General features: G+C 37.6%; 26 protein-coding genes. 17 read left to right on the plus strand and 9 right to left on the minus strand.

The window, feature by feature from the left end:
* The first annotated feature begins 3 nt into the window (after positions 1–3).
* Complete coding sequence (locus tag AC3E9U_RS11630) at positions 4–756, plus strand: LytR/AlgR family response regulator transcription factor (protein ID WP_488747071.1); 753 nt, start codon at positions 4–6, stop codon at positions 754–756.
* Between the two features lie 69 nt (positions 757–825).
* On the opposite strand, the gene AC3E9U_RS11635 is transcribed toward AC3E9U_RS11630, so the two are convergent.
* From AC3E9U_RS11635 to AC3E9U_RS11645, 3 genes are read right to left on the minus strand one after another with little or no spacing between them, the layout of a single operon-like run.
* The gene (locus AC3E9U_RS11635) at positions 826–1848 is read right to left on the minus strand and encodes a COX15/CtaA family protein (RefSeq protein ID WP_488747072.1); all 1023 of its coding nucleotides are present in this window, start codon (positions 1846–1848) and stop codon (positions 826–828) included.
* 41 nt (positions 1849–1889) lie between these two features.
* Positions 1890–2249 (minus strand): four helix bundle protein, encoded by a 360-nt coding sequence (locus AC3E9U_RS11640; RefSeq protein ID WP_488747073.1) that lies wholly within the window; start codon positions 2247–2249, stop codon positions 1890–1892.
* A gap of 41 nt (positions 2250–2290) precedes the next feature.
* A complete protein-coding gene (locus tag AC3E9U_RS11645) occupies positions 2291–3712 on the minus strand; it encodes a CCA tRNA nucleotidyltransferase (protein WP_488747074.1) in 1422 nt (473 codons plus the stop codon).
* Between the two features lie 303 nt (positions 3713–4015).
* On the opposite strand from AC3E9U_RS11645, the gene AC3E9U_RS11650 reads away from it, so the two are divergent.
* Entirely contained in the window at positions 4016–5158 is a 1143-nt protein-coding gene (locus tag AC3E9U_RS11650) for a glycosyltransferase (protein WP_488747075.1), read from the plus strand.
* A gap of 48 nt (positions 5159–5206) precedes the next feature.
* Here AC3E9U_RS11650 and AC3E9U_RS11655 read toward each other — a convergent pair whose 3' ends face one another.
* On the minus strand, positions 5207–5773 hold the full coding sequence (locus AC3E9U_RS11655; RefSeq protein ID WP_488747076.1) for an L-threonylcarbamoyladenylate synthase: 567 nt from the start codon (positions 5771–5773) through the stop codon (positions 5207–5209).
* Between the two features lie 166 nt (positions 5774–5939).
* Between AC3E9U_RS11655 and AC3E9U_RS11660 the strand changes: the two genes are divergently transcribed.
* The 7 genes from AC3E9U_RS11660 (at position 5940) to AC3E9U_RS11690 (ending at position 12584) form a co-directional block, all read left to right on the plus strand.
* The gene (locus tag AC3E9U_RS11660; RefSeq protein ID WP_488747077.1) at positions 5940–6845 is read left to right on the plus strand and encodes an FkbM family methyltransferase; all 906 of its coding nucleotides are present in this window, start codon (positions 5940–5942) and stop codon (positions 6843–6845) included.
* A gap of 5 nt (positions 6846–6850) precedes the next feature.
* Complete coding sequence (locus AC3E9U_RS11665) at positions 6851–7987, plus strand: glycosyltransferase family 4 protein (RefSeq protein WP_488747078.1); 1137 nt, start codon at positions 6851–6853, stop codon at positions 7985–7987.
* 70 nt (positions 7988–8057) lie between these two features.
* A complete protein-coding gene (gene gmd, locus AC3E9U_RS11670) occupies positions 8058–9149 on the plus strand; it encodes a GDP-mannose 4,6-dehydratase (protein ID WP_488747079.1) in 1092 nt (363 codons plus the stop codon).
* Positions 9149–10072 carry a GDP-L-fucose synthase family protein gene (locus tag AC3E9U_RS11675; RefSeq protein ID WP_488747080.1) on the plus strand — a complete coding sequence of 308 codons (924 nt, stop codon included), beginning with the start codon at positions 9149–9151 and terminating at the stop codon, positions 10070–10072. The genes gmd and AC3E9U_RS11675 overlap by 1 nt, the downstream gene beginning before the upstream one ends.
* Positions 10073–10891: a glycosyltransferase family 2 protein gene (locus tag AC3E9U_RS11680; protein WP_488747081.1), complete on the plus strand. Its 819-nt coding sequence runs from the start codon at positions 10073–10075 to the stop codon at positions 10889–10891.
* The gene (locus tag AC3E9U_RS11685; RefSeq protein ID WP_488747082.1) at positions 10888–11787 is read left to right on the plus strand and encodes a hypothetical protein; all 900 of its coding nucleotides are present in this window, start codon (positions 10888–10890) and stop codon (positions 11785–11787) included. Before AC3E9U_RS11680 ends, AC3E9U_RS11685 begins: the two co-directional genes overlap by 4 nt.
* Before the next feature lie 2 nt (positions 11788–11789).
* Positions 11790–12584, plus strand: coding sequence for a glycosyltransferase family 2 protein (locus AC3E9U_RS11690; protein ID WP_488747083.1), 795 nt, complete (start codon positions 11790–11792; stop codon positions 12582–12584).
* A gap of 1 nt (position 12585) precedes the next feature.
* Here the strand turns inward: AC3E9U_RS11690 and AC3E9U_RS11695 are convergent, their stop codons facing one another.
* Entirely contained in the window at positions 12586–13338 is a 753-nt protein-coding gene (locus tag AC3E9U_RS11695; RefSeq protein ID WP_488747084.1) for a glycosyltransferase family 2 protein, read from the minus strand.
* A gap of 80 nt (positions 13339–13418) precedes the next feature.
* Here AC3E9U_RS11695 and AC3E9U_RS11700 point away from each other — a divergent pair, with 80 nt between their 5' ends.
* Complete coding sequence (locus tag AC3E9U_RS11700) at positions 13419–14129, plus strand: polysaccharide deacetylase family protein (protein WP_488747085.1); 711 nt, start codon at positions 13419–13421, stop codon at positions 14127–14129.
* Here the strand turns inward: AC3E9U_RS11700 and AC3E9U_RS11705 are convergent.
* On the minus strand, positions 14121–14858 hold the full coding sequence (locus tag AC3E9U_RS11705) for a glycosyltransferase family 2 protein (protein ID WP_488747086.1): 738 nt from the start codon (positions 14856–14858) through the stop codon (positions 14121–14123). The genes AC3E9U_RS11700 and AC3E9U_RS11705 overlap by 9 nt on opposite strands.
* 53 nt (positions 14859–14911) lie before the next feature.
* On the opposite strand from AC3E9U_RS11705, the gene AC3E9U_RS11710 reads away from it, so the two are divergent.
* Positions 14912–15730 carry a glycosyltransferase family 2 protein gene (locus AC3E9U_RS11710; protein WP_488747087.1) on the plus strand — a complete coding sequence of 273 codons (819 nt, stop codon included), beginning with the start codon at positions 14912–14914 and terminating at the stop codon, positions 15728–15730.
* 78 nt (positions 15731–15808) lie between these two features.
* Here AC3E9U_RS11710 and AC3E9U_RS11715 read toward each other — a convergent pair whose 3' ends face one another.
* The gene (locus AC3E9U_RS11715; RefSeq protein ID WP_488747088.1) at positions 15809–16870 is read right to left on the minus strand and encodes a glycosyltransferase family 9 protein; all 1062 of its coding nucleotides are present in this window, start codon (positions 16868–16870) and stop codon (positions 15809–15811) included.
* A gap of 64 nt (positions 16871–16934) precedes the next feature.
* Here AC3E9U_RS11715 and AC3E9U_RS11720 point away from each other — a divergent pair, with 64 nt between their 5' ends.
* Positions 16935–17693 (plus strand): lipopolysaccharide kinase InaA family protein, encoded by a 759-nt coding sequence (locus tag AC3E9U_RS11720; protein ID WP_488747089.1) that lies wholly within the window; start codon positions 16935–16937, stop codon positions 17691–17693.
* An 80-nt stretch (positions 17694–17773) separates the two neighbouring features.
* Here AC3E9U_RS11720 and AC3E9U_RS11725 read toward each other — a convergent pair whose 3' ends face one another.
* Positions 17774–18589 carry a 2,3,4,5-tetrahydropyridine-2,6-dicarboxylate N-succinyltransferase gene (locus tag AC3E9U_RS11725; protein ID WP_488747090.1) on the minus strand — a complete coding sequence of 272 codons (816 nt, stop codon included), beginning with the start codon at positions 18587–18589 and terminating at the stop codon, positions 17774–17776.
* 207 nt (positions 18590–18796) lie between these two features.
* On the opposite strand from AC3E9U_RS11725, the gene AC3E9U_RS11730 reads away from it, so the two are divergent.
* The 3 genes from AC3E9U_RS11730 (at position 18797) to AC3E9U_RS11740 (ending at position 21961) form a co-directional block, all read left to right on the plus strand.
* A complete protein-coding gene (locus AC3E9U_RS11730; protein WP_488747091.1) occupies positions 18797–19534 on the plus strand; it encodes a class I SAM-dependent methyltransferase in 738 nt (245 codons plus the stop codon).
* A 406-nt stretch (positions 19535–19940) separates the two neighbouring features.
* Positions 19941–20357 (plus strand): Holliday junction resolvase RuvX, encoded by a 417-nt coding sequence (ruvX, locus tag AC3E9U_RS11735; RefSeq protein ID WP_488747092.1) that lies wholly within the window; start codon positions 19941–19943, stop codon positions 20355–20357.
* A gap of 104 nt (positions 20358–20461) precedes the next feature.
* Positions 20462–21961, plus strand: coding sequence for a malate:quinone oxidoreductase (locus AC3E9U_RS11740; RefSeq protein ID WP_488747093.1), 1500 nt, complete (start codon positions 20462–20464; stop codon positions 21959–21961).
* 46 nt (positions 21962–22007) lie between these two features.
* On the opposite strand, the gene AC3E9U_RS11745 is transcribed toward AC3E9U_RS11740, so the two are convergent.
* Positions 22008–24224 (minus strand): FUSC family protein, encoded by a 2217-nt coding sequence (locus AC3E9U_RS11745; protein WP_488747094.1) that lies wholly within the window; start codon positions 24222–24224, stop codon positions 22008–22010.
* Positions 24225–24380: 156 nt separating this feature from the next.
* Between AC3E9U_RS11745 and def the strand changes: the two genes are divergently transcribed.
* Entirely contained in the window at positions 24381–24968 is a 588-nt protein-coding gene (gene def / locus AC3E9U_RS11750; protein ID WP_488747095.1) for a peptide deformylase, read from the plus strand.
* A gap of 66 nt (positions 24969–25034) precedes the next feature.
* Entirely contained in the window at positions 25035–25457 is a 423-nt protein-coding gene (locus AC3E9U_RS11755; protein ID WP_488747096.1) for a DUF5606 family protein, read from the plus strand.
* The last annotated feature ends 54 nt before the right edge of the window (positions 25458–25511 follow it).

Consider the following 25511-nt stretch of genomic DNA (forward strand, 5'->3'; position numbering starts at 1 on the left):
AAAATGAATATCATCATCATCGAAGACGAAAAACCGGCTGCGCGTTTGTTGCAGCGCAAAGTGGAAAAATTAGGATTGCCGGTAACTACTATGCTGCATTCTGTGGAAGAAGCATTGAACTGGTTCCAAAGCAATCCGCATCCTGATCTGATCTTTTTGGACATTCAGTTGTCCGATGGTTTGTCATTTGAGATTTTTGAAAACATCGATATAAAAAGCGCTGTGATTTTCACCACGGCGTATGATGAATATGCATTACGTGCTTTCAAACTGAACAGCATCGATTATCTTTTAAAACCGATTGACGAAGACGATCTGGAAGTGGCGGTAAACAAATTCAAAGCCCGAAACCAACCGCAAAACCTGTCGTTGGATTTTGAAATGATCAAAAAGATGTTGGTGAATCCGGTCGATAAAAGCTATAAAAAGCGCTTTACGGTTAAAATAGGTCAGCAACTGAAACTAATAAATATTGAAGAGGTAGAATGTTTTTACAGCGAAAACAAAGGTACTTATCTGCACACGCTGGACAATCGTGATTATCTGTTAGATGGAACATTGGAACAATTGGAATCCGAATTGGATCCAAAAGAGTTTTACCGTGTCAGCAGAAAATTCATTGTTACGATGAAAGCGATTAAGGAAATCCAACTGCATAGTAATTCCCGCCTGAAAGTTATCTTACCGACTTACAATGAAGATGAGGTTATCGTGGCGCGCGAACGCGTGAACGATTTTAAAGAATGGATAGGATAAGATAAGAACAATGATTAGTGTTCAGTATGCAGTGTGTGCTGTATAATAAACAGTGTTCAGTAAATAGTGTTACTTACTGAACCTGTGTAATGTATAGACCATCGTCGAAAGCAGTACAAAAGCCACTAACTGGTGTGCCAATCCCAACCAAAGCGGTACATGAAATAATAATGTGAAAACACCCAATAAAAACTGCACGAACACTATAACAACCAAAGTGGTTACGCCTTTTTTCTGCTGAATGTTCAATATGTATTTTTTACTGGTGAAATACAGAAACAAAATCAATCCAACTACAACATAAGCCATAGTTCGGTGAACAAATTGTACTCCGCTTTTTCCTTCTGTCAGACGTTGCATCCATGAATCTTTTTCCAATACAATGCTTTCATGGAAAAACTGCCCGTCACTCATCAAAGGCCAGTGATTGTGCACTAATCCGGCATTCAGTCCAGCTACAAATCCGCCGTAGATAATCTGGATAATTAAGAATACCAATGCTGCTCGAGCGATCGTTCGCAATTGTTTTTTTACTTCTGTTTTATTCGGATAAATCAAATCCAAAGCCACCCAAAGTGTATAAGCGAAAGTTATGAAAGCAAATGTTAAGTGCAGCGACAAACGGAAATGGCTTACATCCGGGTTGTCTATTAATCCGCTTTTCACCATGAACCAGCCCAAAAATCCCTGAAATGCACCCATTCCCAAAAGAACCACGCATTTTTTAATGGTTTCTTTAGACAAGCGCTTTTTGATTAAGAAGTAAACAAAAGGAATTATGAAAACTATCCCGATGATACGGCCGATGAAACGGTGGAACCACTCCCAGAAATAAATGAATTTGTAATCACTTAAATCAAAATCATTATGAATGTTGATTTTCTGGTATTCCGGGAATTTTTTGTATTCGTCAAAGGCATGTTGCCATTTTTCTTCTGTCAGCGGAGGAAAGGTGTCGGTTAGTAAATGCCAGTCGGTCATGGATAAACCGGAGTTGGTCAATCGGGTGATGCCTCCCACCATTACCATTAAGAATAATAAAGCACAACCGGATAACAGCCAGATGATTATGGATTTGTCTTCTTTTTTCATTTTTTATAGTTTCAAAGTCTCAAAGTTTCAAAGTTGCTGAGTTATAACGTTTCTTTTACCTTGTTCATTAATGAACTTAGCATTCTTTCTAATTCTCGACTGTTTTCGAATATTGTATTAAATTCTATTTCTGAAATGTATTTTAAATTGTAAGCAATTTCAATTTGAGTTTGAAATTCAAATAATGAACCGATTGATATGGTTAAAAATCGATAATAATCCTTATTGGTCCCTCTTCCAAATCCTTCTGCAACATTACTTGGAATCGATATGGAGCATCTTCTGATTTGGGAAGTTAAGCCAAATTGTTCTTCTTTTGGGAAATTTGACGTGACAGTATAGGTTTGAGTTACTAAGGTCATTGCCTTTTGCCAAATCAATAAATCTCTGAATGTTTTCATTTACTTTTTTAAACTTTTAACTCAGCAACTTTGTAACTCTATTACTTTCTTACTTTTTTCAACCCCATTTTTTCGGCCTTATTTAACACGAAATCATAAGCAGCCTGATATTCGTTCGGGATTTCTCCTTCCAGAATAGCTTCTTTTACGGCTTCCTTCAGAACACCAATTTCTCTAGACGGTTTTAAGTCGAAAAGCTCCATGATTTCTTCCCCGGAAATAGGCGGTTGAAACACTCTTACACGGTCGCGTTCTTCCACTTCAATGATTTTCTCACGTACTATTTTGAAATTATTATGGTATTTCTGAAATTTCTTAGGATTTTTTGTCGTGATGTCGGCCTCACATAAAGTCATTAAATTTTCCACATCTTCTCCGGCATCAAAAACCAAACGGCGAACAGCAGAATCCGTAACGATATCCTCAGCCAATACAATAGGACGGGAGCTCATCGTCACCATTTTTTGTACGAATTTCAGTTTTTGGTTCAGCGGCATATGCAGGCGTGTGAAAATTTTCTTGGCCATTTTTCCGCCTAAAAACTCATGACCGTGGAAGGTCCAACCCTGTTTTTTGTTGTAACGTTTCGTTGGAGCTTTTCCAATATCATGCAATAATGCCGACCAGCGTAACCAAACATCATCAGTATTCGGGCAGATATTATCCACCACTTCCAACGTGTGATAGAAATTGTTTTTATGTGTATGTCCTTCTATTTCTTCTACCTGGTTCAGAGCAGTCAGTTCCGGAAGGATTATATCCAGCAAACCGGTTTTGTAAAGCAATAAAAATCCAACCGATGGCTTGTCCGACATCAGGATCTTATTCAGTTCGTCTACAACACGCTCACCGGAAATGATGTTGATACGGTCTTTGTTTCTTGAAATGGCTTCCAAAGATTCGGTTTCGATCTCAAAATTCAGTTGAGAAGCAAAACGAATCGCACGCATCATTCGCAATGGGTCGTCAGAGTACGTGATATCCGGATTTAAAGGCGTTTTGATGGTTTTGTTTTCCATATCCTCCAACCCGCCAAAAGGGTCCACTAAATCCCCGAAATTGACTTCATTTAAGGAAAGTGCTAAAGCGTTAATGGTAAAATCGCGTCGGTTTTGGTCGTCTTCCAAAGTACCGTTTTCCACAATCGGATTGCGACTGTCGTGATTGTAGCTTTCTTTTCTTGCTCCGACAAATTCGATGTCCATGTCGTGATACCGTAACATCGCGGTTCCGTAGTTTTTGAAAACCTGGACTTTCGGTTTGTTCGGAATAAGTTCGGATACTTTTAAAGCCAATTCGATACCACTGCCCACGGCAACAATATCAATGTCTTTTTTATGGTCGCGTTTTAAAATCAGATCACGGACAAAACCGCCAATAACGTAGCTTTCCACGTTGAGTTCCTTGGCAGCCTGTGCAATGATTTTAAATATTTTATCCTGTAAAGATTCGGTATAATTCATTTGAGTCACGGTTTACAGTTTACGATAATGGCGTAAACTTATTTGCGAATAATCTCCATCTGACTATCAGCTTTCAATTTGATGAGAGTCTAAAGTTTGTCGCAAATTTTATCGTGGTGCAAATTTACCACTTTGAACGTCTATAACGAAAATTTCAAAGGTTTTTTATTCTGTGACTTTCTGTATTTTTTGACAGGAAGTAGGTAATCCTTCAATTGTTAAAAAAAAATTAAAGAAACAGTTCCATTCTCTGTAAATGGAAGGGAATTAATTTTAGTTTTGTACTTTAATTGAAAAACCAGAATGAGTCATATACTTTATTTTTTTCCGGAAAACCTGCTTTTAAAACAACATGGAAACAATGTAAGGGCTTTAGAATTGCTTAAATATTTTAAAGACCGTGGTTTCACTGTTGATTTTGTGGGTGTAGGCACCGATGTGTTTTGCGAAAAAGATTTAGAATCGCTTAAAGATGAAGGGTTAATCGCAAACGGCTACGTTTTAGATTCGCTTCCGAGAAAGAAGAATAAAATTAAGTACCTGTTCGGGTATTCGCTGCCCAATAAAATCAATTATTTAAGAAAGTATTTCAGAAAAGGAAGACTGGTGAATGTTTCCCGATTCCAGGAAATTTTAACCAGGAATAAATATGACAAAATCATCATTTCTTATGCGTACTGGTCGTACCTGATCGACAATAAAGAATTACTGAAGGGAGCTGAACTTATAATTGATACGCATGATTTTATAACCGCGCAGTATAAAGAAGAAAAAGTATTTAAAACGGGTGTTTTTTTGGAAAAAGAACTCGAATTGCTGAATAAGTTCGATAAGATTTTGACGATTTCGGTGGATGAGAAATACATATTCTCACAGTTTTTAAATAAAAAAGTGGTTTGGGCTCCTCATCCACTAGCTTTTAATGGCAGGGTTTCCAAAAATAATGCTGAATATGATCTTATTTATGTTGCGAGCGATAACAACCACAATATCAGGTCGGCAAAGTGGTTTTTTGAGAACGTACATCCTTTGTTGAAAGAAGAAATTAAGATCTGCGTAATTGGGAAAATAGGAGAACACATCGAAGACAGGAAAAATGTTTTCAAATTAGGAAATGTTCCCGATTTGACCGACTACTATAATAAATCAAAGATTGCGATTTGCCCCATGCTTTCGGGAACAGGGCTTAAAATTAAAGTTGTTGAGGCCATGTCGTACGGACTTCCAATCGTTTGTAATGAAAGAGGACTGGACGGTCTATCGTCAAAATTCAATAACGGATGTTTAGCGACGGACAATCCTTCGGAATTTGCGAAAGACATCCATAATCTTTTATCAGATAGTTCCCTTTATGGCAAGATGTCTGAAGAAGCGGTAAACTATTTTATGCACAGTTACGAAAAAAATGTCGTGTACAAGACTTTTGATTCGATCTTTATGAATTAAACGTTGTAACAACGCAGCGAGAAATTTACTTCTTATCCCGAAACTATTTTATTTGCGGATGATTTTTACCTGACTGTCACTGGTTAATTTAATGATAGTAGAAGGTTTGTCACAGATTTTATCCTGATTCAGATTAACCACATAATCGACTCCGTTTAAAATTTCCGGGCTTATTTCCTTAAAAGATTTTGGCGTAGGCTGCCCCGAAATATTCGCCGAAGTGGAAACCAATGGTTTTTTCATGCGTTCCATCAGTTTGAAACAAAAAGGGTCTTTTACAATTCGAACTCCCAATGTTTTGTCCTCCGCAATAACATTTGGCGCTACATTTCGCGGGTTGTCAAGAATCAGCGTGGTGGGTTTTTCGGATAAATCCAAAATCTGCCAGGCTACCTCGGGAATATCTTTAAAAACAGTGTACATCATTCGTTCTCCGTTCATCAAAACGATCATACTTTTGCTTTCTTCGCGTTGTTTAAGGGCGTATATTTTTTTTACAGCTTCAGGATTGGTGGCGTCGCAGCCAATGCCCCAAACGGTATCGGTCGGGTAAAGAATAATTCCGCCATTTTTAATGACTTCGAAAGCGTTGTGAACTTCAGTATTAATGTCCATGATATTACTATTTGGGTTACAAAGATATGACAACTTCAATTGTAGTGTGTCATTCTATTAGTAGAAATATTCTATATTTGCTTTCCGGGTTTTTGACTCTATTTTTTAATGAAAAAGAGTTCTTTTTATAGGTCATAATGTGCAAATCAGATAGTTAAAGGTTGTTATGAAACTCAAAAACATTTTTACAAAAAAACAGAATAAGCTAAATAGCAGGGATTATTTTTTTGGAGACTATGTACTTTCGTTAGGGAAACATCACGTTCTGGATAAATATCAGGAGCAGTTCCCGCTTTATGACCGATTTCTGCCTTTGCTTTGCTCCGGGTTTGATGGTTTGATAATTGATATTGGAGCTAATATCGGAGATACCAGCATTGCGATTTTTGCCCAAAACGATAATGCATTTGTAGTTGGAGTAGAAGCGGATGACGAGTTTTTTGAATCATGCATTTCTAATATCAACCGAAATTCGCTATCACAGCGCTTTCTGGGGGTCAACCGATTTGTGACCACGGAATCCGGAAATTTTATTGTAAAGAAAAGTGATAGTCTTTCAACCGGATCAATCGAGAAAGCGGAAACTGCTGACGCCAAAACCAATACGGTTTCTTTTTCGCAATTGATTGATTTGATTCCCGGTGATAAGAAAGAAAAATTCGATATCTTGAAGATCGATACCGACGGTTTTGATTGGGATATCTTACATTCGTTTTCGGAATATGCCAAAAAAAGTGATTTCCTGCCGGATTTTATTTTCTTTGAAATGCAGACTTTTTTGAATAACAACGAAAAAAAACCGGACGGAAGGAACGAGCTCATCGATAGATATTCCACTGCGTTAAAGGAAATTCAAGAACTTGGGTATTCTGATTTCTGCTTGTTTGATAATTTCGGGACATTCCTAAAAAAGACTTCTTCGGTGGAAGAAATTTTTGAGATCAATCAATATATCAAACGTTCTCAAATCAATAATCTGCACTCTACAATGTATTACCTGGATGTTTTGGCATACAAAACGCCGCAGCATGCTTATGTAGACAGAATACTAGATAAAATATATAATAAATAATCAGGATGAAAATTGTTTTAGATCCGCAGATTTTTAATCAGCAGAAATTTGGTGGAATTTCAAGGTATTACACGGAAATTTTCTCTATTCTGGCTCAAACGAAACAGGCAGAAATAATAGTGCCTCTAAAGTTTACAAGCAATGTTTATTTTAGGGATAGTGTTTTGATTTCTTCAAAGCAGGTAAGGAATTCCGATTTTATAAATTTTCTTTCCGGATTGGGAATCAGTCTCAGAAGCAAAATTAGAAAAGCTAATGCGAAAACGAAACTTAAAACACTTAAGGAAACAGAATTCGATTTGTTTATTCCTACTTATTATGACACCGACTTTTTGGATTTAATAGGAGACAAGCCTTTCGTTTTAACGGTTTATGATATGATCCATGAACTTTTTCCCCAGTATTTCCCTGATGATACTACCACAGTTGAAAATAAAAAAAGACTGTTGGAAAAAGCAACTAAAGTCATCGCCGTATCATCCAATACAAAAAAAGATATTCTAAAAATTTATCCGCATATTGATGAAAATAAAATTGAAGTTATCTTTCACGGAAGTTCCATAGAAATAAATAAAGGGATTACCGTCGATCTTCCTAAAAAATACCTTCTTTTTGTGGGAGCCCGAGGTTCCTATAAGAATTTTGAATTTTTTATCGAATCAGTTAAACCGTTAATGGAAAATGACAAAGAATTGTTTGTGGTTGCTGCAGGCGGAGGAAAATTTTCCAAGAGAGAGATTAAATTCCTGGAAAAGTCAGGATTGGAAAAACAGGTTATCCAGAAAAATTTTAAAGAAGAAGAACTGGGACTATACTACAAGAATGCAGTATGTTTTGTGTTTCCGTCAGAATATGAAGGTTTCGGAATTCCGGTTTTGGAATCCATGACTTGCGGATGTCCGATTGTGTTGACTAACGCAAGCTCCTTCCCGGAGGTGGCAGGTGACGCAGGAATATTCTTCGAATTAAATGATTCCGCCGATCTAAAAGCTAAAATTGAAATGCTTTTATCGGATGAAAAAGTAAGAGCGGAATACAGCCGGAAGGGATTGGAGCGATCCGGGGAATTCAGCTGGAATGTTGCGGCGGAACAATGTTTAAAAGTTTACTCAGAAGCGGTTGGTCTGTCAACTAAATCGTAACTTTGCAGCTTTTGACCGACAGGTAGCCTTAAATTAGATATATAAATAATAATTACTTCATAAATAAAATATGAAAACTGCATTAATAACGGGAGTAACAGGACAAGACGGAGCCTATTTGGCTGAATTATTACTGTCAAAAGGATACATGGTTCATGGTATTAAAAGAAGAAGTTCTTTGTTTAATACCCAGCGTATTGATCATATTTATGAAGATCCGCATATTGAAAACCAACACTTCAGATTGCATTACGGCGATTTAAGTGACTCAACCAATCTGATCCGAATCATTCAGGAAACACAACCGGATGAAATATATAACTTGGGTGCCATGAGTCACGTAAAAGTGAGTTTTGATACGCCTGAATATACTGCCAATGCAGACGGAATCGGGACATTGCGAATTTTAGAAGCAGTTAGATTGCTGGGGTTAACTAAAAAAACCAAAATCTATCAGGCCTCTACTTCCGAATTATATGGATTGGTACAGGAGGTTCCTCAAAAAGAAACGACGCCTTTTTATCCGCGTTCACCTTATGCGGTAGCAAAAATGTATGCTTATTGGATTACGGTGAATTACCGTGAGGCTTATGATATGTTCGCCTGTAACGGAATCCTGTTCAACCATGAAAGCCCACTTCGCGGAGAAACTTTTGTAACCCGCAAAATTACAAGAGGTGTTGCTCAAATGGCAATGGGAATGCAGGACACCTTGTTTATGGGTAATATCGACTCACAACGCGACTGGGGACATGCAAAAGATTATGTGGAAGCAATGTGGTTGATCCTGCAGCAGGAAAAACCGGAAGATTTTGTTATTTCCACAGGGGTAACCACTACGGTAAGAGATTTTATTAAGATGGCTTTTAAAGAAGTTGATGTAGAAGTAACTTTCTCCGGTGAAGGCGTTGAGGAAGTAGGTATTGTGACTGCAACATCAAATCCGGATTACAGTTTCACTGTTGGGCAGGTCGTTGTGAAAATCGATCCTACGTACTTCAGACCAACCGAGGTGGATTTACTGATTGGTGATAATACCAAGGCTAAAACAAAATTAGGCTGGAAACCAAAATACGATTTAGCGATGCTTGTTAAAGAAATGATGGCGGCGGATGTTGAATTGTTTAAGAAAGAAAGACATTTAAAAGGATACGCTAAATAATGGAGTTATATTCTAAAATATTTGTAGCCGGACATCGCGGAATGGTAGGAAGTGCCATTGTAGCAAATTTAGAGCGCAAAGGTTACACCAACATTATTAAAAGAACTTCTTCGGAACTTGATTTGACCAACCAAAAGGCGGTTGCCGATTTTTTTGAAGCTGAAAAACCGGAATATGTTTTTCTGGCGGCTGCCAAAGTAGGCGGAATTGTGGCAAATAACACCTACAGAGCCGATTTTATATACGAAAATATGATGATTCAGAACAATGTGATTCATCAGAGTTTTGAAAATGGCGTTAAGAAACTAATGTTTTTAGGATCATCCTGTATTTATCCTAAATTGGCTCCGCAGCCTCTAAAGGAAGATTATCTGTTGACGGGCTTGCTGGAAGAAACCAACGAACCTTACGCGATTGCTAAGATTTCAGGAATAAAAATGTGCGATGCCTACCGTGATCAGTACGGATGTAATTTTATTTCAGTAATGCCTACAAACCTGTACGGTTTAAATGATAATTACGATTTAAATAATTCACACGTACTACCAGCCTTACTGCGAAAGTTCCACGAGGCAAAACATAACAGTGACACTGCTGTAACCGTATGGGGAACAGGAGCTCCGTTAAGGGAATTTCTTCATGCGACGGATATGGCTGATGCCTGTGTCTATACGATGCTTCATTTCAATGAAAAAGGATTCATAAACATTGGTTCCGGAAAAGAAATCAGTATCCGTGATCTGGCCTTTTTGGTCAAAGATATTGTAGGCTTTGAAGGGGAAATCAATTTTGATACTTCGAAACCCGATGGTACACCTAGAAAATTAATGGATGTAAGTAAGCTGACTGATTTAGGCTGGAAATATTCCATCGAATTAAAAGAAGGAATTCAGGCGGTTTACAAAGAAAAATTTTTAAGCTAAATGGCGAAAATATCAATAATAACAGTTAATTATAACGATAAAACCGGGTTGGAGAAGACACTTAAAAGCGTAACTTCCCAAACGTGGCAGGATTTTGAATTTGTTGTTATTGACGGAGGAAGTACAGATGGAAGTAAGGAACTCATCGAAAGTTATTCCGATAAAATTGACTATTGGATAAGTGAACCTGATAAAGGGGTTTACAGTGCCATGAACAAAGGGATTAAAGCAGCCACAGGCGAATTTGTCATCTTCATGAATGGCGGCGATTTGTTTTATGATGCCAATGTCCTTGAAAACGTACAAGGATTGTTATTACCTGAGTACGATATTTATTATGGTGATAATTTCAAGGTTAAAGACAATGCAGGAAGAAAAAAAACGTATCCGGAGCAATTGTCCTTTTCCTTTTTTTATACCAGTTCGCTTAACCACCAGTCTACTTTTATAAGAAGGAAGCTGTTTTTCGATCATTTTCTGTACAAAGAAGATTATAAGATTGTCGCAGATTGGGACTTCTTTATTTACACGATCTGTAAACAAAATGTTCCGTATAAATATTTAAACTGTGTGATCAGTGAATATGATTTTACCGGAATTTCATCTTCCGAAAAAAGCAGAAGCACAATTGCAAAGGAAAAAGAAGCCACGCTGAAGCAATATTTCCCTTTGTTTACAGAGGATTACAAACAAGTAGCGGAGTTGAATTCCAAAAGGGTACAACAGGTTTTTCATATTAAGAATTACCCGATTGCCTGGAAGATTTTAAAGAGTACGATAAGTGTGCTGTTGTTGTTCATTCCAAAAATGAGAAAATGAAAAAGATACAAGTAGGTTTTTTATTGTCATACGATTATGAATTGCTTAAAAAATCGATTCCTCCCGTTTATAATGAAGCGGATACGATTTTTTTGGCAGTTGATAAGGAATACAGAACCTGGTCGGGCAATAAATTCTCCATTCCGGACGAATTTTTCGATTGGCTGAAAGCATTCGACGTTGACAAGAAAATTGAAATTTACGCCGACAATTTTTACATAGCGGAACTAAACGCTATCCAGAATGATACCCGCGAGCGCCATATGCTTGGCAATAAAATGGGCTTAGGGAACTGGCTGATTCAGGTGGATTCCGATGAAATCTTTATTGATTTTAAAACCTTTGTCAACAACCTGAGAAACTATGATTCCTATTTGAAGAATCCGGCTGAAAATCCGATTCAGTTTGCGGCTTTCCATGTTAATGTCTATAAATATTTGCCTGAAGGTATTTTGTATATCGACAAGCCGTCTAAATTTTTAGTGGCCACCAATTATCCGAATTATAAATATGCAAAAAATACAAAGCAGCGTATTGTGTATTTTAACTCACTGGTGTTGCATGAAGGATTGGCCAGAACCGAAGAGGATCTGAAGGTGAAATTAGCAAATTGGGGGCACAAGCACGAAATAAACGATACGTTTTTAGATAAGTGGAAAATGGCTAATGCCCAAAACTATCAGGATATCAAAGATGTTTTCTATCTTGATGCCGATACCTGGCCATCTCTTGGTTTTTTTCCATCCAATGATCTTTCCGAGATCAAGAAAATAGTTCAGAAGGATGAAACGCTGACGATTCCGCCAACAAAACTGTTTTTTAGGAATTTCGGGCAATGGTTCAAGCATTTGTTTAAAAAGAAAAAACCTTCTTTCGAATCTTATTTTGAATTATAAAAATGAAACTAAAAACCGCATTATTGATTTCAACCTACAACTGGCCGGCAGCGCTAAATGTTGTACTTAAGAGTGCTGTGTCACAATCGGTCATGCCGGATGAGATCCTAATTGCGGATGACGGTTCAAAAGAAGAAACAAAAGCACTGATCGAGAGCTATCAGCGAAAATGTCCGGTACCCATTAAACATTTCTGGCAGGAAGATCTGGGTTTCCGAAAATCGAGAATCTTAAATCAGGCCGTGGCAGGAACCGATGTTGATTATATCATTCAGGTAGATGGGGACTGCATCATGCACGAAAAATTTGTGGAAGATCATATAAACGCAAGGGTTAAAGATGCTTATCTGTATGGTGCTCGTGTGAATATACTTCCGGACGCTGTAAACGACGTTTTGGAAAAAGAAATCGTTTCCTTCGGTTATTTTTCAAAGGAAATCAAAAATAAATCCAGAGCATTACACATACCTTTTTTTGCTTCTTTTTACAAGGTGCATCAATCGTATTCCGATAAATTCAGAGGATGTAATGTATCTTTCTGGAGAAGAGATTTTATTGAAATCAACGGTTATAATGAGGATTATGAAGGCTGGGGCAGGGAAGATTCCGACTTGGTCATCCGAATGGGCAATAAAGGTGTGAAAGCCAAGCGTCTTCGTTACGCCGGTATTGTCTTCCATATTCATCATAAAATCAATTCAAGAGCCAATTTTGAAAAAAATGATGAAATGCAGAATCAGACGATTGCCAATAAAATAGTTTGGATAAATAACGGAATAGATAAATACCTGAAATAAACTATTCCAGTTTACGGTACATCATCCACAGCTGCAAATACCTTTTGAAAACCGAAAAGGCATGTACGTAAGCTAAAACGAAACCTTCCTTACCGTCTAAAATTCCCAAGCGATAGAAATACTGCCATACAAAGCGATATTTCGGTCGGATGAAAAAGTGGTAAGCATTGGGTTTTTTCTTCTTCAGATAAAGCGTTTCAGCCTGTAGTTTGCTGTACAGATTGAGTTTGTTGTTATAGTTGTCTAAGCTTTTATAACTAAAGTGATTCACCTTTTCTTTTAGAAGTCCGACCTTTCCGTTGGCCGCAACCGTTTCGTGAACCAGATTTCCGTTGTACTTGCAGAATTTTTTGTTGAAAACCCGAATTGCTTTATCAGACTGCCATCCGCCATACTTAATGTGTTTTCCCATAAAATGGAAATTTCGTTTGGCATAATACGCGACATATTCGGCTGATTCTGCCGCGGAAATAATTTCGGCTTCTAATTTCGGGGTAACGATTTCATCCAGATCAAAGAATACGATCCAGTCATTTTTTGCCTGACTTATGGCGAAATTGCGTTGGTTGGAAAAATTATCGAAATCCCTTAAAATAACAGTTACACCAAGACTTTTAGCAATTTCAATCGTTTTATCGGTACTGTTGGAGTCGACAAAAATAATTTCATCAGCAAAAGACAAACTCTCAACATACTGTTTTACATTTTGTTCTTCGTTTAAAGTAATTGCTAATGCCGTTATTTTTGGTTTCAAATTATTTAAGGGTGTATTTTTGGTATATATAGTCGCAAATGTAATAATTTTACAATTATTTACTAATATAAAATAGCGAAATGACACGATTGCCGATTTTAATGTACCACAACGTTTCCGACAATGAAAAAAAGGGTAAAGGGCTGACCATTACTGCTGAAAAATTAGAGAAGCAGTTTCGTTATTTGGCAGAGAATAAGTATGCATCGTTTCATTTGTCCGAATTGGAAACCAAAAGCCAATTACCTAAGAAAAGTATTGTAATCACTTTTGATGATGTTACGGAAAATCAATTGATTTATGCCGTGCCGCTTTTGCAGAAATACAATTTGAAAGCCACTTTTTTTGTTCCTTTTGCCTATGTGGGAAAAACCGATGAGTGGAATGTAGGAAGTGAGAAAATCATGGATATGGAACAATTGAGGAGCCTTCCGGGAATCATTGAATTGGGCTTGCATTCTTTTGCACATAAAAAATACGACAGTCTTTCAGAATCAGAAATCAATGCCGATTTTGAAAAATGTTATAACTATATAGCACAGCATAATCTTAAAGTATACAGCGCCGTTGCTTATCCGTACGGCAATTTTCCAAAACAGGAGCCCGGAAAATCTAAATTCAAGACAACGCTGATGCAGAATGATATCAAAATGGGATTGCGAATAGGGAATAAGATCAACAAATTTCCGTTTAAAAATCCATTTGAAATTATGCGTATTGATGTAAAAGGAGAGGACAGTCTGCTTAAATTCAAACTGAAACTGCGTTTCGGAAAACTGAAATTATTTTAGTCCTTTCTGGATCAGAAGCATTTTAGCATAACGCGAAAAAACGCCATACGCATTCACACTCGCCAGAGCCAAACCGGGAACACCGTCCATAAATCCTCTTTTTAAAATATAAGAAGAGAAAAAACGGTATAAAGGTTTGAAAAACAAGTGGAAATAAGTCACCTTTTTCTTTTTCTGAATAGAAGTGTTCGCCTGAAACCAGGCATAGGAATCTTTTTTCTGTAAAAGATGGAACAAACCTTTGTAAGTATAATGAATCATGAAGTTTTTCAATTGTCCAACGCTGCCCGGGACATTTAATTTTTCATGAACATCACCTGTAAACTTAATGTTATTGTTTTTTACCAATCGCACCACACGGTCCACTTTATGGTATAAAAAGCGGTTCATGTAGAAATGCGGGAAATTGATCTTGTAACCGCTGTGTTTTCCTGAAGTGATGGTTTCAAGAATTTCGAATTTAAGTTTTTGGGTTACCCTTTCGTCTCCGTCAATAAAAAGTACCCAATCTCCTGTGGCATGCTCGATCGCATGATTTTTCTGGTTGGAAAAATTATCAAACTTTCGCTCCAGAACTTTGCAGCCTAATGCTAAAGCCTTTTCTTTGGTACCATCCGTACTGAACGAATCAATAACAATGACCTGATCCGCAAAATCTACTGATTTCACTGCATCTTCAATATAATCAATCTCATTATAGGTGGGGATAATAACCGAAAGCGTACTCATTATTTTTAATTGGGAAAACAAATTTAACAAAATTAGGTTACCTTTGCAGCATTATGCAAAAGAATATTTCAGTTGTAATTAGTACCTACAATTCACCTGAATGGCTTAAAAAAGTGATTTGGGGTTATAATACGCAAACCTATCGTAACTTCGAAATGGTAATTGCCGATGATGGCTCACGTCAGGATACCTTCGATTTGATCGAAGAGATGCAAAAGGAAGTGTTCTATCCGATTATCCACGTGTGGCATGAAGACAACGGTTTTCAGAAATCACAAATCCTTAATAAGGCAATTCTGGCCTGCACGACAGACTACATCATGATGTCTGACGGAGACTGCATTCCGCGACCTGATTTTGTCGAACAGCATATTAAATTCAGGGAAGAAGGCTATTTTCTTTCCGGCGGATACCACAAATTACCAATGGATTTATCCAGAAGTATTACCAAAGAAGATATCTATTCCGGCAAATGTTTTGACTTGTCGTGGTTGAAGGATAACGGAATGAAATCGTCTTTTAAAAACAATAAAGTGAGCGCCGTAGGTATGAAAAGCTGGTTTATGAACCTTTTAACGCCAACTACGCCGAGCTGGAACGGTCATAACGCATCGGGTTGGAAAGAAGATATTCTTGCCATTAACGGTTTTGACGAGCGTATGCAATACGGTGGTCAGGACAGGGAGTTAGGTGAGCGTCTGGTTAATTTCGGAATCAAGCCGAAACAAATCCGTTACAGTACCGTTTGTCTGCATTTGGATCACCCGAGAGGTTATGCTACCCCGGAATCCATCAATAAGAACAGAAACATCCGAAAAGAAACCAAAGAACAAAAGAAAAAATGGACTGATTTCGGTATCGTTAAAAAATAGTTGGCAATGATCAGTGATCAGTTGCCGGATTAAAAAATAAAAGCTCCAAATTCTGTTTGGAGCTTTTTTATTTCAGTCTTATAAATTATTTTTCAGGAACCGGTCTAATTCCGGTAAGATCATCTCGGGCGTCAATTGTATGTAAAGTTCATCCGGGTTTTTCTCGATTTTTTTGCGTTCCTCAAAGGTAAAGCTGTCAAATAAATTCGGCTTCATTTCCAGTAAATGCACGGAATGATGGAATTTACCATCTTCAAAACTTGCCCAATGGTCTTTGTTTACATACGGCGAGAAAATCGTAAAAGTGGGTTTGTTCAACGCTTTGGCAATATGAACCGTTCCGCCTTCATTGGAAACCAAAGCCGAACATTGTGACATTAATTTGATGAAATCACGAATGGTTTTGGCATAAATGTCCAAAATGATATTGCCTTTATTTTTGCACATTTCGTAGATTTTCATGGCTTCGGCTTTTTGATGAGGCGCATAATTGAAAAGGATGTTCACATCATATTTTTCTGCAATGAAATCGACCATTTCGGCTACATATTCGTACGGCATGGATTTTTGAGGCGTACTTCCCAAAACACCCAGCACAATTACTTTTTTAGCAGAATACTTTCCTAACCAGTCTTCTTGTTTTTCGATTTCTGACAAGAATATTTTCGGTTCGTAATCAACAGGTTCAAAATCACCCGCCTGATTTAACAAGTGGATACGGTCCTCAATTGCCTTCCCGCAAATCTTTGTTTTTTCTTTTGAGATTTCAACCGGATTTGTATAATAACCCCAATTGCCGAATTTCTTGCGGCTTTTGTGTCCGATCGTGTGTTTTGCTCCTGAAAATTTACAGATGATGCGGCTTTGTGTTTTTGAATACGGATCAAAGATGATATCGTATTTTTCTTTTTGAATCTGACGAATTAGTTTCCACAGATTCGGAAGTTTTTTCAGTTCTTTGTCATTGATGGAAATGATTTTATCAATGTTCGGATTGTTCTGGATCACGCCATGCGTAAAATCATAGGCCATGAAATGAACCTCGCTGTCCGGATATTTCGCCTTGAAATTGTTGGCAATCACCGAACTTATTAAAACATCTCCAATTCGCTTGTTTTGTATGATTAAAACTTTCTTCATAAAACTAATTCTTGGTGCAAAGTACTATTTTTTATACTTTTAAACCAAAATATTATTTACCTCAGTGAGAATTACCATTCATTCCAACTACGCGGCGCAGGAAGAAACTATACTTCAATTGGTTACGGCTTTTTTTGAGGAAGGCGACCTAATTGTAAAAGGTTCCCGCAACACCATAAAATCAAATATTTTGGGCGGAGAGAAGGTAAATATCAAATATTTTAAAAAGCCCGGGTTTATTAAATCGGTCATTTATTCCTTTTTCAGAAGTACGAAAGCCAAACGATCTTATGATTATGCAAATTACTTACTGAAACACGGCGTTCCGACGCCTTTCCCGATTGCTTATGTGGAAGAACGAAATGCATTGGGATTATTAGGTGACAGTTATTATGTAAGTCACCAAATCGATTATGATTTCACCATTCGTGAATTAATCCATGATCCGTTGTTTCCGGAACGTAATGTCATTTTGGAGCAATTCGCTGAGTTTACTTTTAAAATGCATGAAGCGAATGTGAATTTCCTTGATCATTCTCCGGGAAATACTTTGATTGTGAAAAAAGGAGCAGGCGAATACGGGTTCTATCTTATTGATTTGAACCGAATGAAATTCGAACCGATGTCAACCGAAGCCCGGATGGACAATTTCAAAAAGATGTGGCTGTCCAAAACCATGGTTAGGGTAATCGCTAAAAAATATGCCCAGTTAACCCAAATGTCAGAAGAAAAACTGTATGCAATTCTTCTTGAAAAAACTCGTGATTTTAAGCGAAAAATCACCAAAAAGAAATGGGTGAAACGCAAGCTTAAACGTAAATAAATAAAAAAGTTCCAAATTAATATTTGGAACTTTTTTTATTCTGTACTTCTGCTTTCTGCAATCTGCTGCCTGAAGACTGATTAAACCGCTACGTCATATTCGCGTAACGCATTGTTCAATGATGTTTTTAAATCCGTTGAAGGTTTGCGTTTTCCGATGATCAAAGCACATGGAACCTGATATTCACCGGCAGCAAATTTCTTAGTGTAGCTTCCGGGGATTACTACCGAACGCGCCGGAACAATACCTTTCATTTCAACCGGCTCATCACCTGTAACGTCGATAATTTTGGTTGATGCTGTTAAGCAAACATTCGCTCCTAAAACCGCTTCGGTTTCTACGCGAACACCTTCCACTACAATACAACGCGAACCGATGAACGCACCATCTTCAATAATAACAGGAGCTGCCTGTAACGGTTCCAATACACCACCAATTCCAACACCACCGCTTAAGTGTACGTTTTTACCAATTTGAGCACAACTTCCTACTGTAGCCCATGTGTCAACCATAGTGCCTTCATCAACATAAGCACCGATGTTTACATAACTTGGCATCAAAATTACGCCGCTTGAAATATACGAACCGTAACGTGCTACTGCGTTAGGAACCACACGGATACCTTTTTCTGCATAACCGCGTTTCAGTAACATTTTGTCATGATATTCGAAAATACCTGCTTCCCAAGTTTCCATTTTTTGGATAGGGAAATACATTACTACCGCTTTCTTTACCCATTCGTTAACCTGCCAGCCACCTTCAATCGGTTCTGCAACACGTAATTTTCCTGAATCCAGTAATTCGATTACCTCACGAATAGCTTTAATCGTGCTTTCTTCCTGTAATAAAGCGCGGTTTTCCCATGCTTGCTCTATTATTGGTTGTAAGTTGTTCATATAAATTGATTTTGATGCAAAGATAAGGCATTTACGTAAAAGTCTGAAATGGAAATCTGAATCTCACAAGCCCAAAACCGATTGTTAAATTTTAATTTTGATAGTTGGAATGGATGTCGCGATAGCAATCGGGAAGGGCCTAAAAGGAAACTGTTTTAGTTTTTGAGTCTTGTCAAAATGTCGTAAATTGGAGAAAAAACAAACGGTATGAAAGATTATTTTTCAGGTGTTTCAAAAGGTTATTCTCAATTTCGTCCGAATTACCCGGAAGAAATGATTCAGGAAATTATTTCATTGGTGAAGAATAAGGATTCGGCGTTGGATATAGGTACCGGAAACGGTCAGGTCGCAGTCAAACTCTCAGCTTTTTTTCAAACGGTTTATGGTACGGATATCAGTGAGAACCAATTGGCTCAGGCGCAACAGGCTGAAAATATTATCTATAAAAAAATGCCTGCAGAACAAACCGATTTTAAAGATGATCAATTTGATTTGATTACGGTTGCTCAAGCTATACATTGGTTTGATTTTGATGTTTTTTACAAGGAAATTTACCGTGTTTTAAAACCGGATGGTGTTTTTGCCGTATTGGGTTATGGATTTTTTTCCACTAATGAAGATTCTGATGAAATTTTAGGCCGGTTGTATAATGAAATTGTAGGTCCGTATTGGGATTCCGAGCGAAAATATCTTGACGAAGAATACCAAACGATTCCTTTTCCGTTGAAACAAGTGGTAAATAAAAAGTTTAGCCAGCCTTATATCTGGACATTCGAACAGCTTATTGGGTATCTTGAAACCTGGTCGGCCACAACGAATTACAAAAAAGCCAACAACAACGAAAATCCCATCGATATTATAAGGGAAGAACTGAAAATTTCCTGGGAAAAAGGTGATAAGAAGGTGTTTTTTCCAATGTTTCTCCGGGTTGGGATAATCAGTTAATATAAGGGAAGTATAAAACTATTAATATTTGTAATTGTTATATTCTTTTTTACTAGTGTTGTTTTTTGCAATAATTTAATTTTTTATGATAATTTGTGACATTGTTATTGTTTGTGTGTAGGTTTTATTGAGAATTGTTAACTTAGCAAAACTAAACGTTGATGTTGCCTTGCTCGCACATAGAAGTAGAGGTAAGGAAATAATGTAGATTTTGTGAAAACTGGAAGTATCGACGCTAAAAGTATAAGACTCAAATTGATTAAACGATAATTTTTTTTATTTTCAGGCTGTTAAGAACGCTGCGTTTGCGGTCGAAAAATGGAGATGTATTTCTCCATTTTTTGTTTATAGTCTTCTGGGAAAGGTTTTATTTGGGATATATTGGTAAATTTGTAAAAAAAATAGAATGCCTAGAATCCTTGCCATAGACTACGGTCAGAAACGAACCGGAATTGCCGTTACCGATGATCTGCAGATTATTGGTTCCGGATTAACCACGATTCCTTCCGAAACGGTAATAGCTTTTTTAACTGATTATTTTAAAAAAGAAAACGTTACCAAGGTACTTATCGGTGATCCGAAGCAAATGAATGGGCAACCCTCTGAAAGTGCGCCGGTTATCGAAGTATTTGTGGAAAAATTCAGAGCTACTTTTCCGGAAATGGCTTTGGAGCGCGTTGACGAACGTTTTACTTCCAAAATGGCCTTTCAAACTATGATCGACAGCGGACTCAAAAAGAAACAACGTCAAAATAAAGCGTTGATTGATGAGATTTCGGCAACGATTATGCTTCAGGATTATCTATCCCGAAAAATGTTTTAACTTTTAGTTATAATTTCCTAAAAATGATTCTGCCTCTGTAAACCGTTGAAAATTAAGATAAATTTTGCATCGTAAGCCGTAAATTTGCATTTTAAAATTTTGCAATGACAACAACACACAAATCAGAAGCAGATGTAGTTTTAATTGGCGCCGGAATTATGAGTGCCACTTTGGGATTACTGCTGAAAGAACTTCAGCCAAATTTAAAAATCGAAATTTTTGAACGTTTAGATATCGCCGCTGCCGAAAGTTCCGATGCATGGAACAATGCAGGTACCGGTCATGCTGCTTTTTGTGAATTGAATTACACTCCTGAAAAGGCAGATGGTTCAATTGACACTTCAAAAGCCGTTAAAATTGTTGAGGCCTTTGAGGTTTCCCGTCAGTTTTGGTCGTATTTAGTTGAAAAAGGGTTGTTGAAAAATCCGGAAAATTTTATAAAAAGCATCCCTCATATGAGTTTTGTCTGGGGTGAAAAAAATACAAAATACCTTAAAAAACGCTACGATGCTTTGCAGGAATTCCACCTTTTTAAAGATATGGAATACACTGAAGATGCGGAGAAGATAAAAGAATGGGCTCCACTGATTATGCAAGGCCGTAAAGGAGCTAAAAAATTGGCTGCCACTTCAATGCGTTTCGGAACTGATGTGAACTTCGGGGAATTAACCCGTAGCATTTTCAGATATCTTGAAACGTTGGAAGGTGTGGAATTGCATTTTAATCATGAAGTCCGCAAATTAAGAAGGTACAGTGATGATACCTGGAGAGTACGAGTTAACGATCTTGGGTCGGGCGCAAAAAAACGCGTAAAAGCGAAATTTGTTTTCATCGGTGCTGGAGGAGGTTCTTTATTATTGCTGGAAAAAGCAAATATCCCTGAAGGAGAAGGATTCGGTGGTTTCCCGGTAAGTGGTCAGTGGTTGAAATGTACCAACGAAGAACTGATTGCAAAACATCAAGCGAAAGTATACGGAAAAGCAGCGGTTGGTGCACCACCTATGTCGGTTCCGCACATCGATACCCGAATGATTGACGGTAAAAAAGCATTGTTATTTGGCCCATATGCTGGATTTTCTACCAAGTTCTTAAAGAACGGTTCTTACCTTGATTTGGCAAAATCCATTCAGTTGGATAATATCAAACCGATGATTGGTGCGGGAATCAGCAATATTCCGTTAACGAAGTATCTTATCGAGCAGGTTTTCCAATCTTCGGAAGATCGTATGAAAGCGTTGAGAGAATATTTGCCGGAAGCTAAAAAAGAAGACTGGGTACTTGAAAATGCGGGTCAGCGCGTTCAGGTGATCAAAAAAGATAAAAATGGCAAAGGGATTTTGGAATTCGGTACCGAAGTAGTGAATGCCGCTGATGGTTCTTTGGCAGTTCTGTTAGGAGCGTCTCCCGGAGCTTCAACTGCAGTGTCAATCATGATTGACCTAATCGGACGTTGCTATAAAGAGGAATTAGCTTCGCCGGAGTGGCAGGCTAAAATGAAAGAAATGATTCCTTCTTACGGTTTGAAATTAAATGACAATCCGCAATTGGCAGACGAACTTCGTCATAAAACAGGAACAATACTGAAATTAAAGACTTTAGTTTAGTCTGAAACATATAGTAATTGAAAACGCACTTATCCGGTGCGTTTTTTTATTCTTCTTTATTGAGGTTTTCTGCAGCTTTCAATAAGTTTTCCGATAAATTGATCAGCCAGATCAGCTGATCGATCACAAGTTGTGCTTCTTCCATTTTTAATTGCAATGCTCGTTCATCGATATCGATGTTTTTTAACTCTTCAATGCGTATGTTTTTCAATTCCAAAAAGCTTAGGTCCAATCGTTCTTTTTCCTCTATTGTAAGCGATGATACGCTACGGTTTCCATTAAGGATTTCTATGGCCAGATTCAGATTTCGGATAATGGTATCGGTGACAATATTGAAAGCTTTGGAAGCTTCCGTGGTTTTGTGTAACTGTACATATGTTCCTAAGGATGCCGAAGACGAAAGCAGGGAATGATTCAATACCACTAGTTTGTAGATTTTGACCAGGTTTTTCTGTTTCGATTTCGGTTCCTGTTTCATTCTTTGGAAGGACGCCATCAGGTTCCCGATTTCGATAAACGCGTGCTTTCGTGATAATTTGTAGTCGGTGGTCGTTTCTCCTTTTCGGTTATAAAAAAGCGTGATTTCTGCCAGGTAATTTCGGTTGGCCGCAATCGATTTTTCGAGGTAACTGTTGAGATTTAGAAATTCCCATGAAGGCCAGAGGAAATAATTGGCTAAAAAGGACAAAGCAGCACCAAACAGCGTGTCGAGAATTCGGTACTGTACCAATTCGGTAACATTAGGCGTAAGCATTCCGAAAATGAGAATGACATAAATCGTGACAAACGTAGCGCCGATTTTGTAATTGATCTGAGAATAGGTGAATCCCAAAATCATTGCAATTACAGATAATGTTCCTAAAATAGGATTGTTTTTGACAAAATACAGGATCGTAAAGGCAATGATTCCTCCAAGGATGGTCCCGAAAATTCGTTGATAGGAACGTTGTTTGGTCAAGCCATAACCAGGACGCATTATCACGACAATAGTCAGTAATATCCAATATCCGTTTTGAAGCGGAAGCAGTTTTCCAATGATGAAACCGGCTAGAATCGTTAACGATAAACGCAAAGAATGTCTGAAAGTAGTAGATGAAAAACTGAAGTTCTCCGCCAATACGCGAAGACGGTAATTCTGCGGGGTCAGGAATTTTTCAATTTCACTGTGTTTTCGCTTGAATTCATCCAGATTCAGATATCCGGTCAATGCTTTTTCGATGATTTTGATTTTCTCTACCTGTTTTTCGGCATAGTGCTGCATGTTTTTAAGCATCATAAGACCTTCCGATGATGCTGTGGTTCCGATTTCAGTTCTGTATGTTTCAATGATCTCGTGAAGTTTTTCCAAATCCTGAAGCAGAGAATGCTCCGGAGTGTATTTTGCATCGGTTTTAAGACTGTGAGATAGCTTTCGCAATGTTGCCGCAATATCGTAAGCCAGTCTTTGATACGTTTGAAGTGTTACGGGATGGTTGTCAAAACGTTCGTGCAATTCGTGATGGTTGAATGAAAATGAAAGTGCGATTTCCAGGATTTCCACCAGATTTGTAAAAACAATCAGCATTTTCCGGTTTTCATTGGAGTTGCTTGAGTTGATGGTATTCCGAAATAAAAACTCCCTGATGTTTTCGTGGATCGTATTGATTTCTACCTGAATTTCAAGTTGTTTTTCGGTTATTTCCGTGATGTTGGCATCCGTGCTCCACAAATCGCCGCGAAGTTTCAGGTATTTTGATGTCAGTTGTAAACAATCCGCAATTCGCAGCTCCAGATAGCGATGCGGGCGCAGAAAATGAAAAAGCAACGAGATAAATAAGTAGAAAAGTCCTCCAATGAGAATGTATAATCCATGTTCAAAAAGTTCCCGGCCTTTGTACGAATGACTGAAAGAGAGCGTGATTGTAATCAGACATACGAAGGAAATCATGTTGGCTCTGTGTCCGTAGACGGAAATCATCGAAAAAAAGAACACTAAAACCAGCAGTATCGGATAGACAATAATCGGATGGTTCTGAATAGAACTCAGCAATAAAGTCGTGCTGGTGATTAAGAAAATGGAAATTAAAATACCTTTTACCTTATGGCTCAGACTTCCGGGTACATCGCTGGGAAAGACCAACAATGCTCCGATTGCGATGGCAAAACCTTCCTTGAAATGATCAAAATGAGATAGAATAATTACAGGGAGCACACATGCAATTGTCGTTTTGAGTGCATTTGCAAAGTTGGTGTTGTCTGTATGTTTTCTAATTTTTTGAATCATTCTGTTTAAGTACTATAAATATAGCTGTTGTAGGAAAAGCAACTATAAATTTAAGAATCATTTCACATATTATGTTTAAAAAAAGCCAAAAGCATTGAAAGACTGCCTAATTCTCTCTTTTTTGATTATTTTTGCGATATAACTAAGTTTCGAAAAATGATTTTACCAATTATAGGATATGGCGATCCGGTGCTTCGCAAAATGGGCGAGGAAATTTCTAAAGATTATCCGAATCTTAAAGAAACCATTGCCAATATGTATGAAACAATGTACAATGCTTACGGCGTTGGATTGGCAGCACCACAGGTAGGTTTGGCTATTCGTCTTTTTATTGTTGACTGTGAGCCTTTCAGTGATAGCGAGGACATGTCAAAAGAAGAAGCCGAACAATTGAAAGGATTCAAAAAAACCTTCATCAATGCTAAGATCCTTAAAGAAGATGGTGAAGAGTGGGGATTCAACGAAGGTTGTTTAAGTATTCCGGAAGTTCGCGAAGACGTTTTCCGCCACGAGCAGATCACCATTGAATATTACGACGAAGATTTTAATAAGAAAACAGAAGTATATGACGGTTTGATTGCCCGTGTAATCCAGCACGAATATGATCATATTGAAGGAATTTTGTTTACGGACAGAATATCTTCACTTAAAAAACGTTTAATATCTAAGAAGTTACAGAACATCATGGAAGGGAAAACCCGTCCGGATTATAAAATGAAATTTGTTGCCAAAAAAGGCAGATAATTTTTGTTTTTCGCTGTAAAGATTAGATATTTGTCATCCTTATAAAATAATACACACAATAACACAATGAGCATAGAAAGAATTTTATCGATTTCAGGTAAACCGGGATTGTACGATCTAAAATTACAAACAAGAACAGGATTTGTTGCCGAATCATTGATTGATGGTAAAAAAATCACTGTTGGAATGCGTAGCAACGTAAGTTTGTTATCTGAAATTTCCATTTATACCTATAATGAAGAAGTACGTTTATCAGAAGTTTTCAGAAGAATTGCTGAAAAAGAAGATAACGGACCTGCAATGTCGCACAAAGAAGACAATGTTAAATTAGCGGCTTACTTCAGAGAAATTTTACCGGAATACGATGAGGACAGAGTATATGCTTCTGATATTAAAAAAGTATTGAGCTGGTACAACATGCTTCAGGCAAAAGGAATGATTTCCAAAGAAGTTCCTGCTCCGGCTGAAACAGAAAAAACGGAAGAATAATTCCTGAGAAGATACTGAAAATAAATCCTGTCCTTGTTGGGCAGGATTTGTTAT

The sequence above is a fragment of the Flavobacterium sp. 21.1 genome (genome assembly GCF_057801535.1).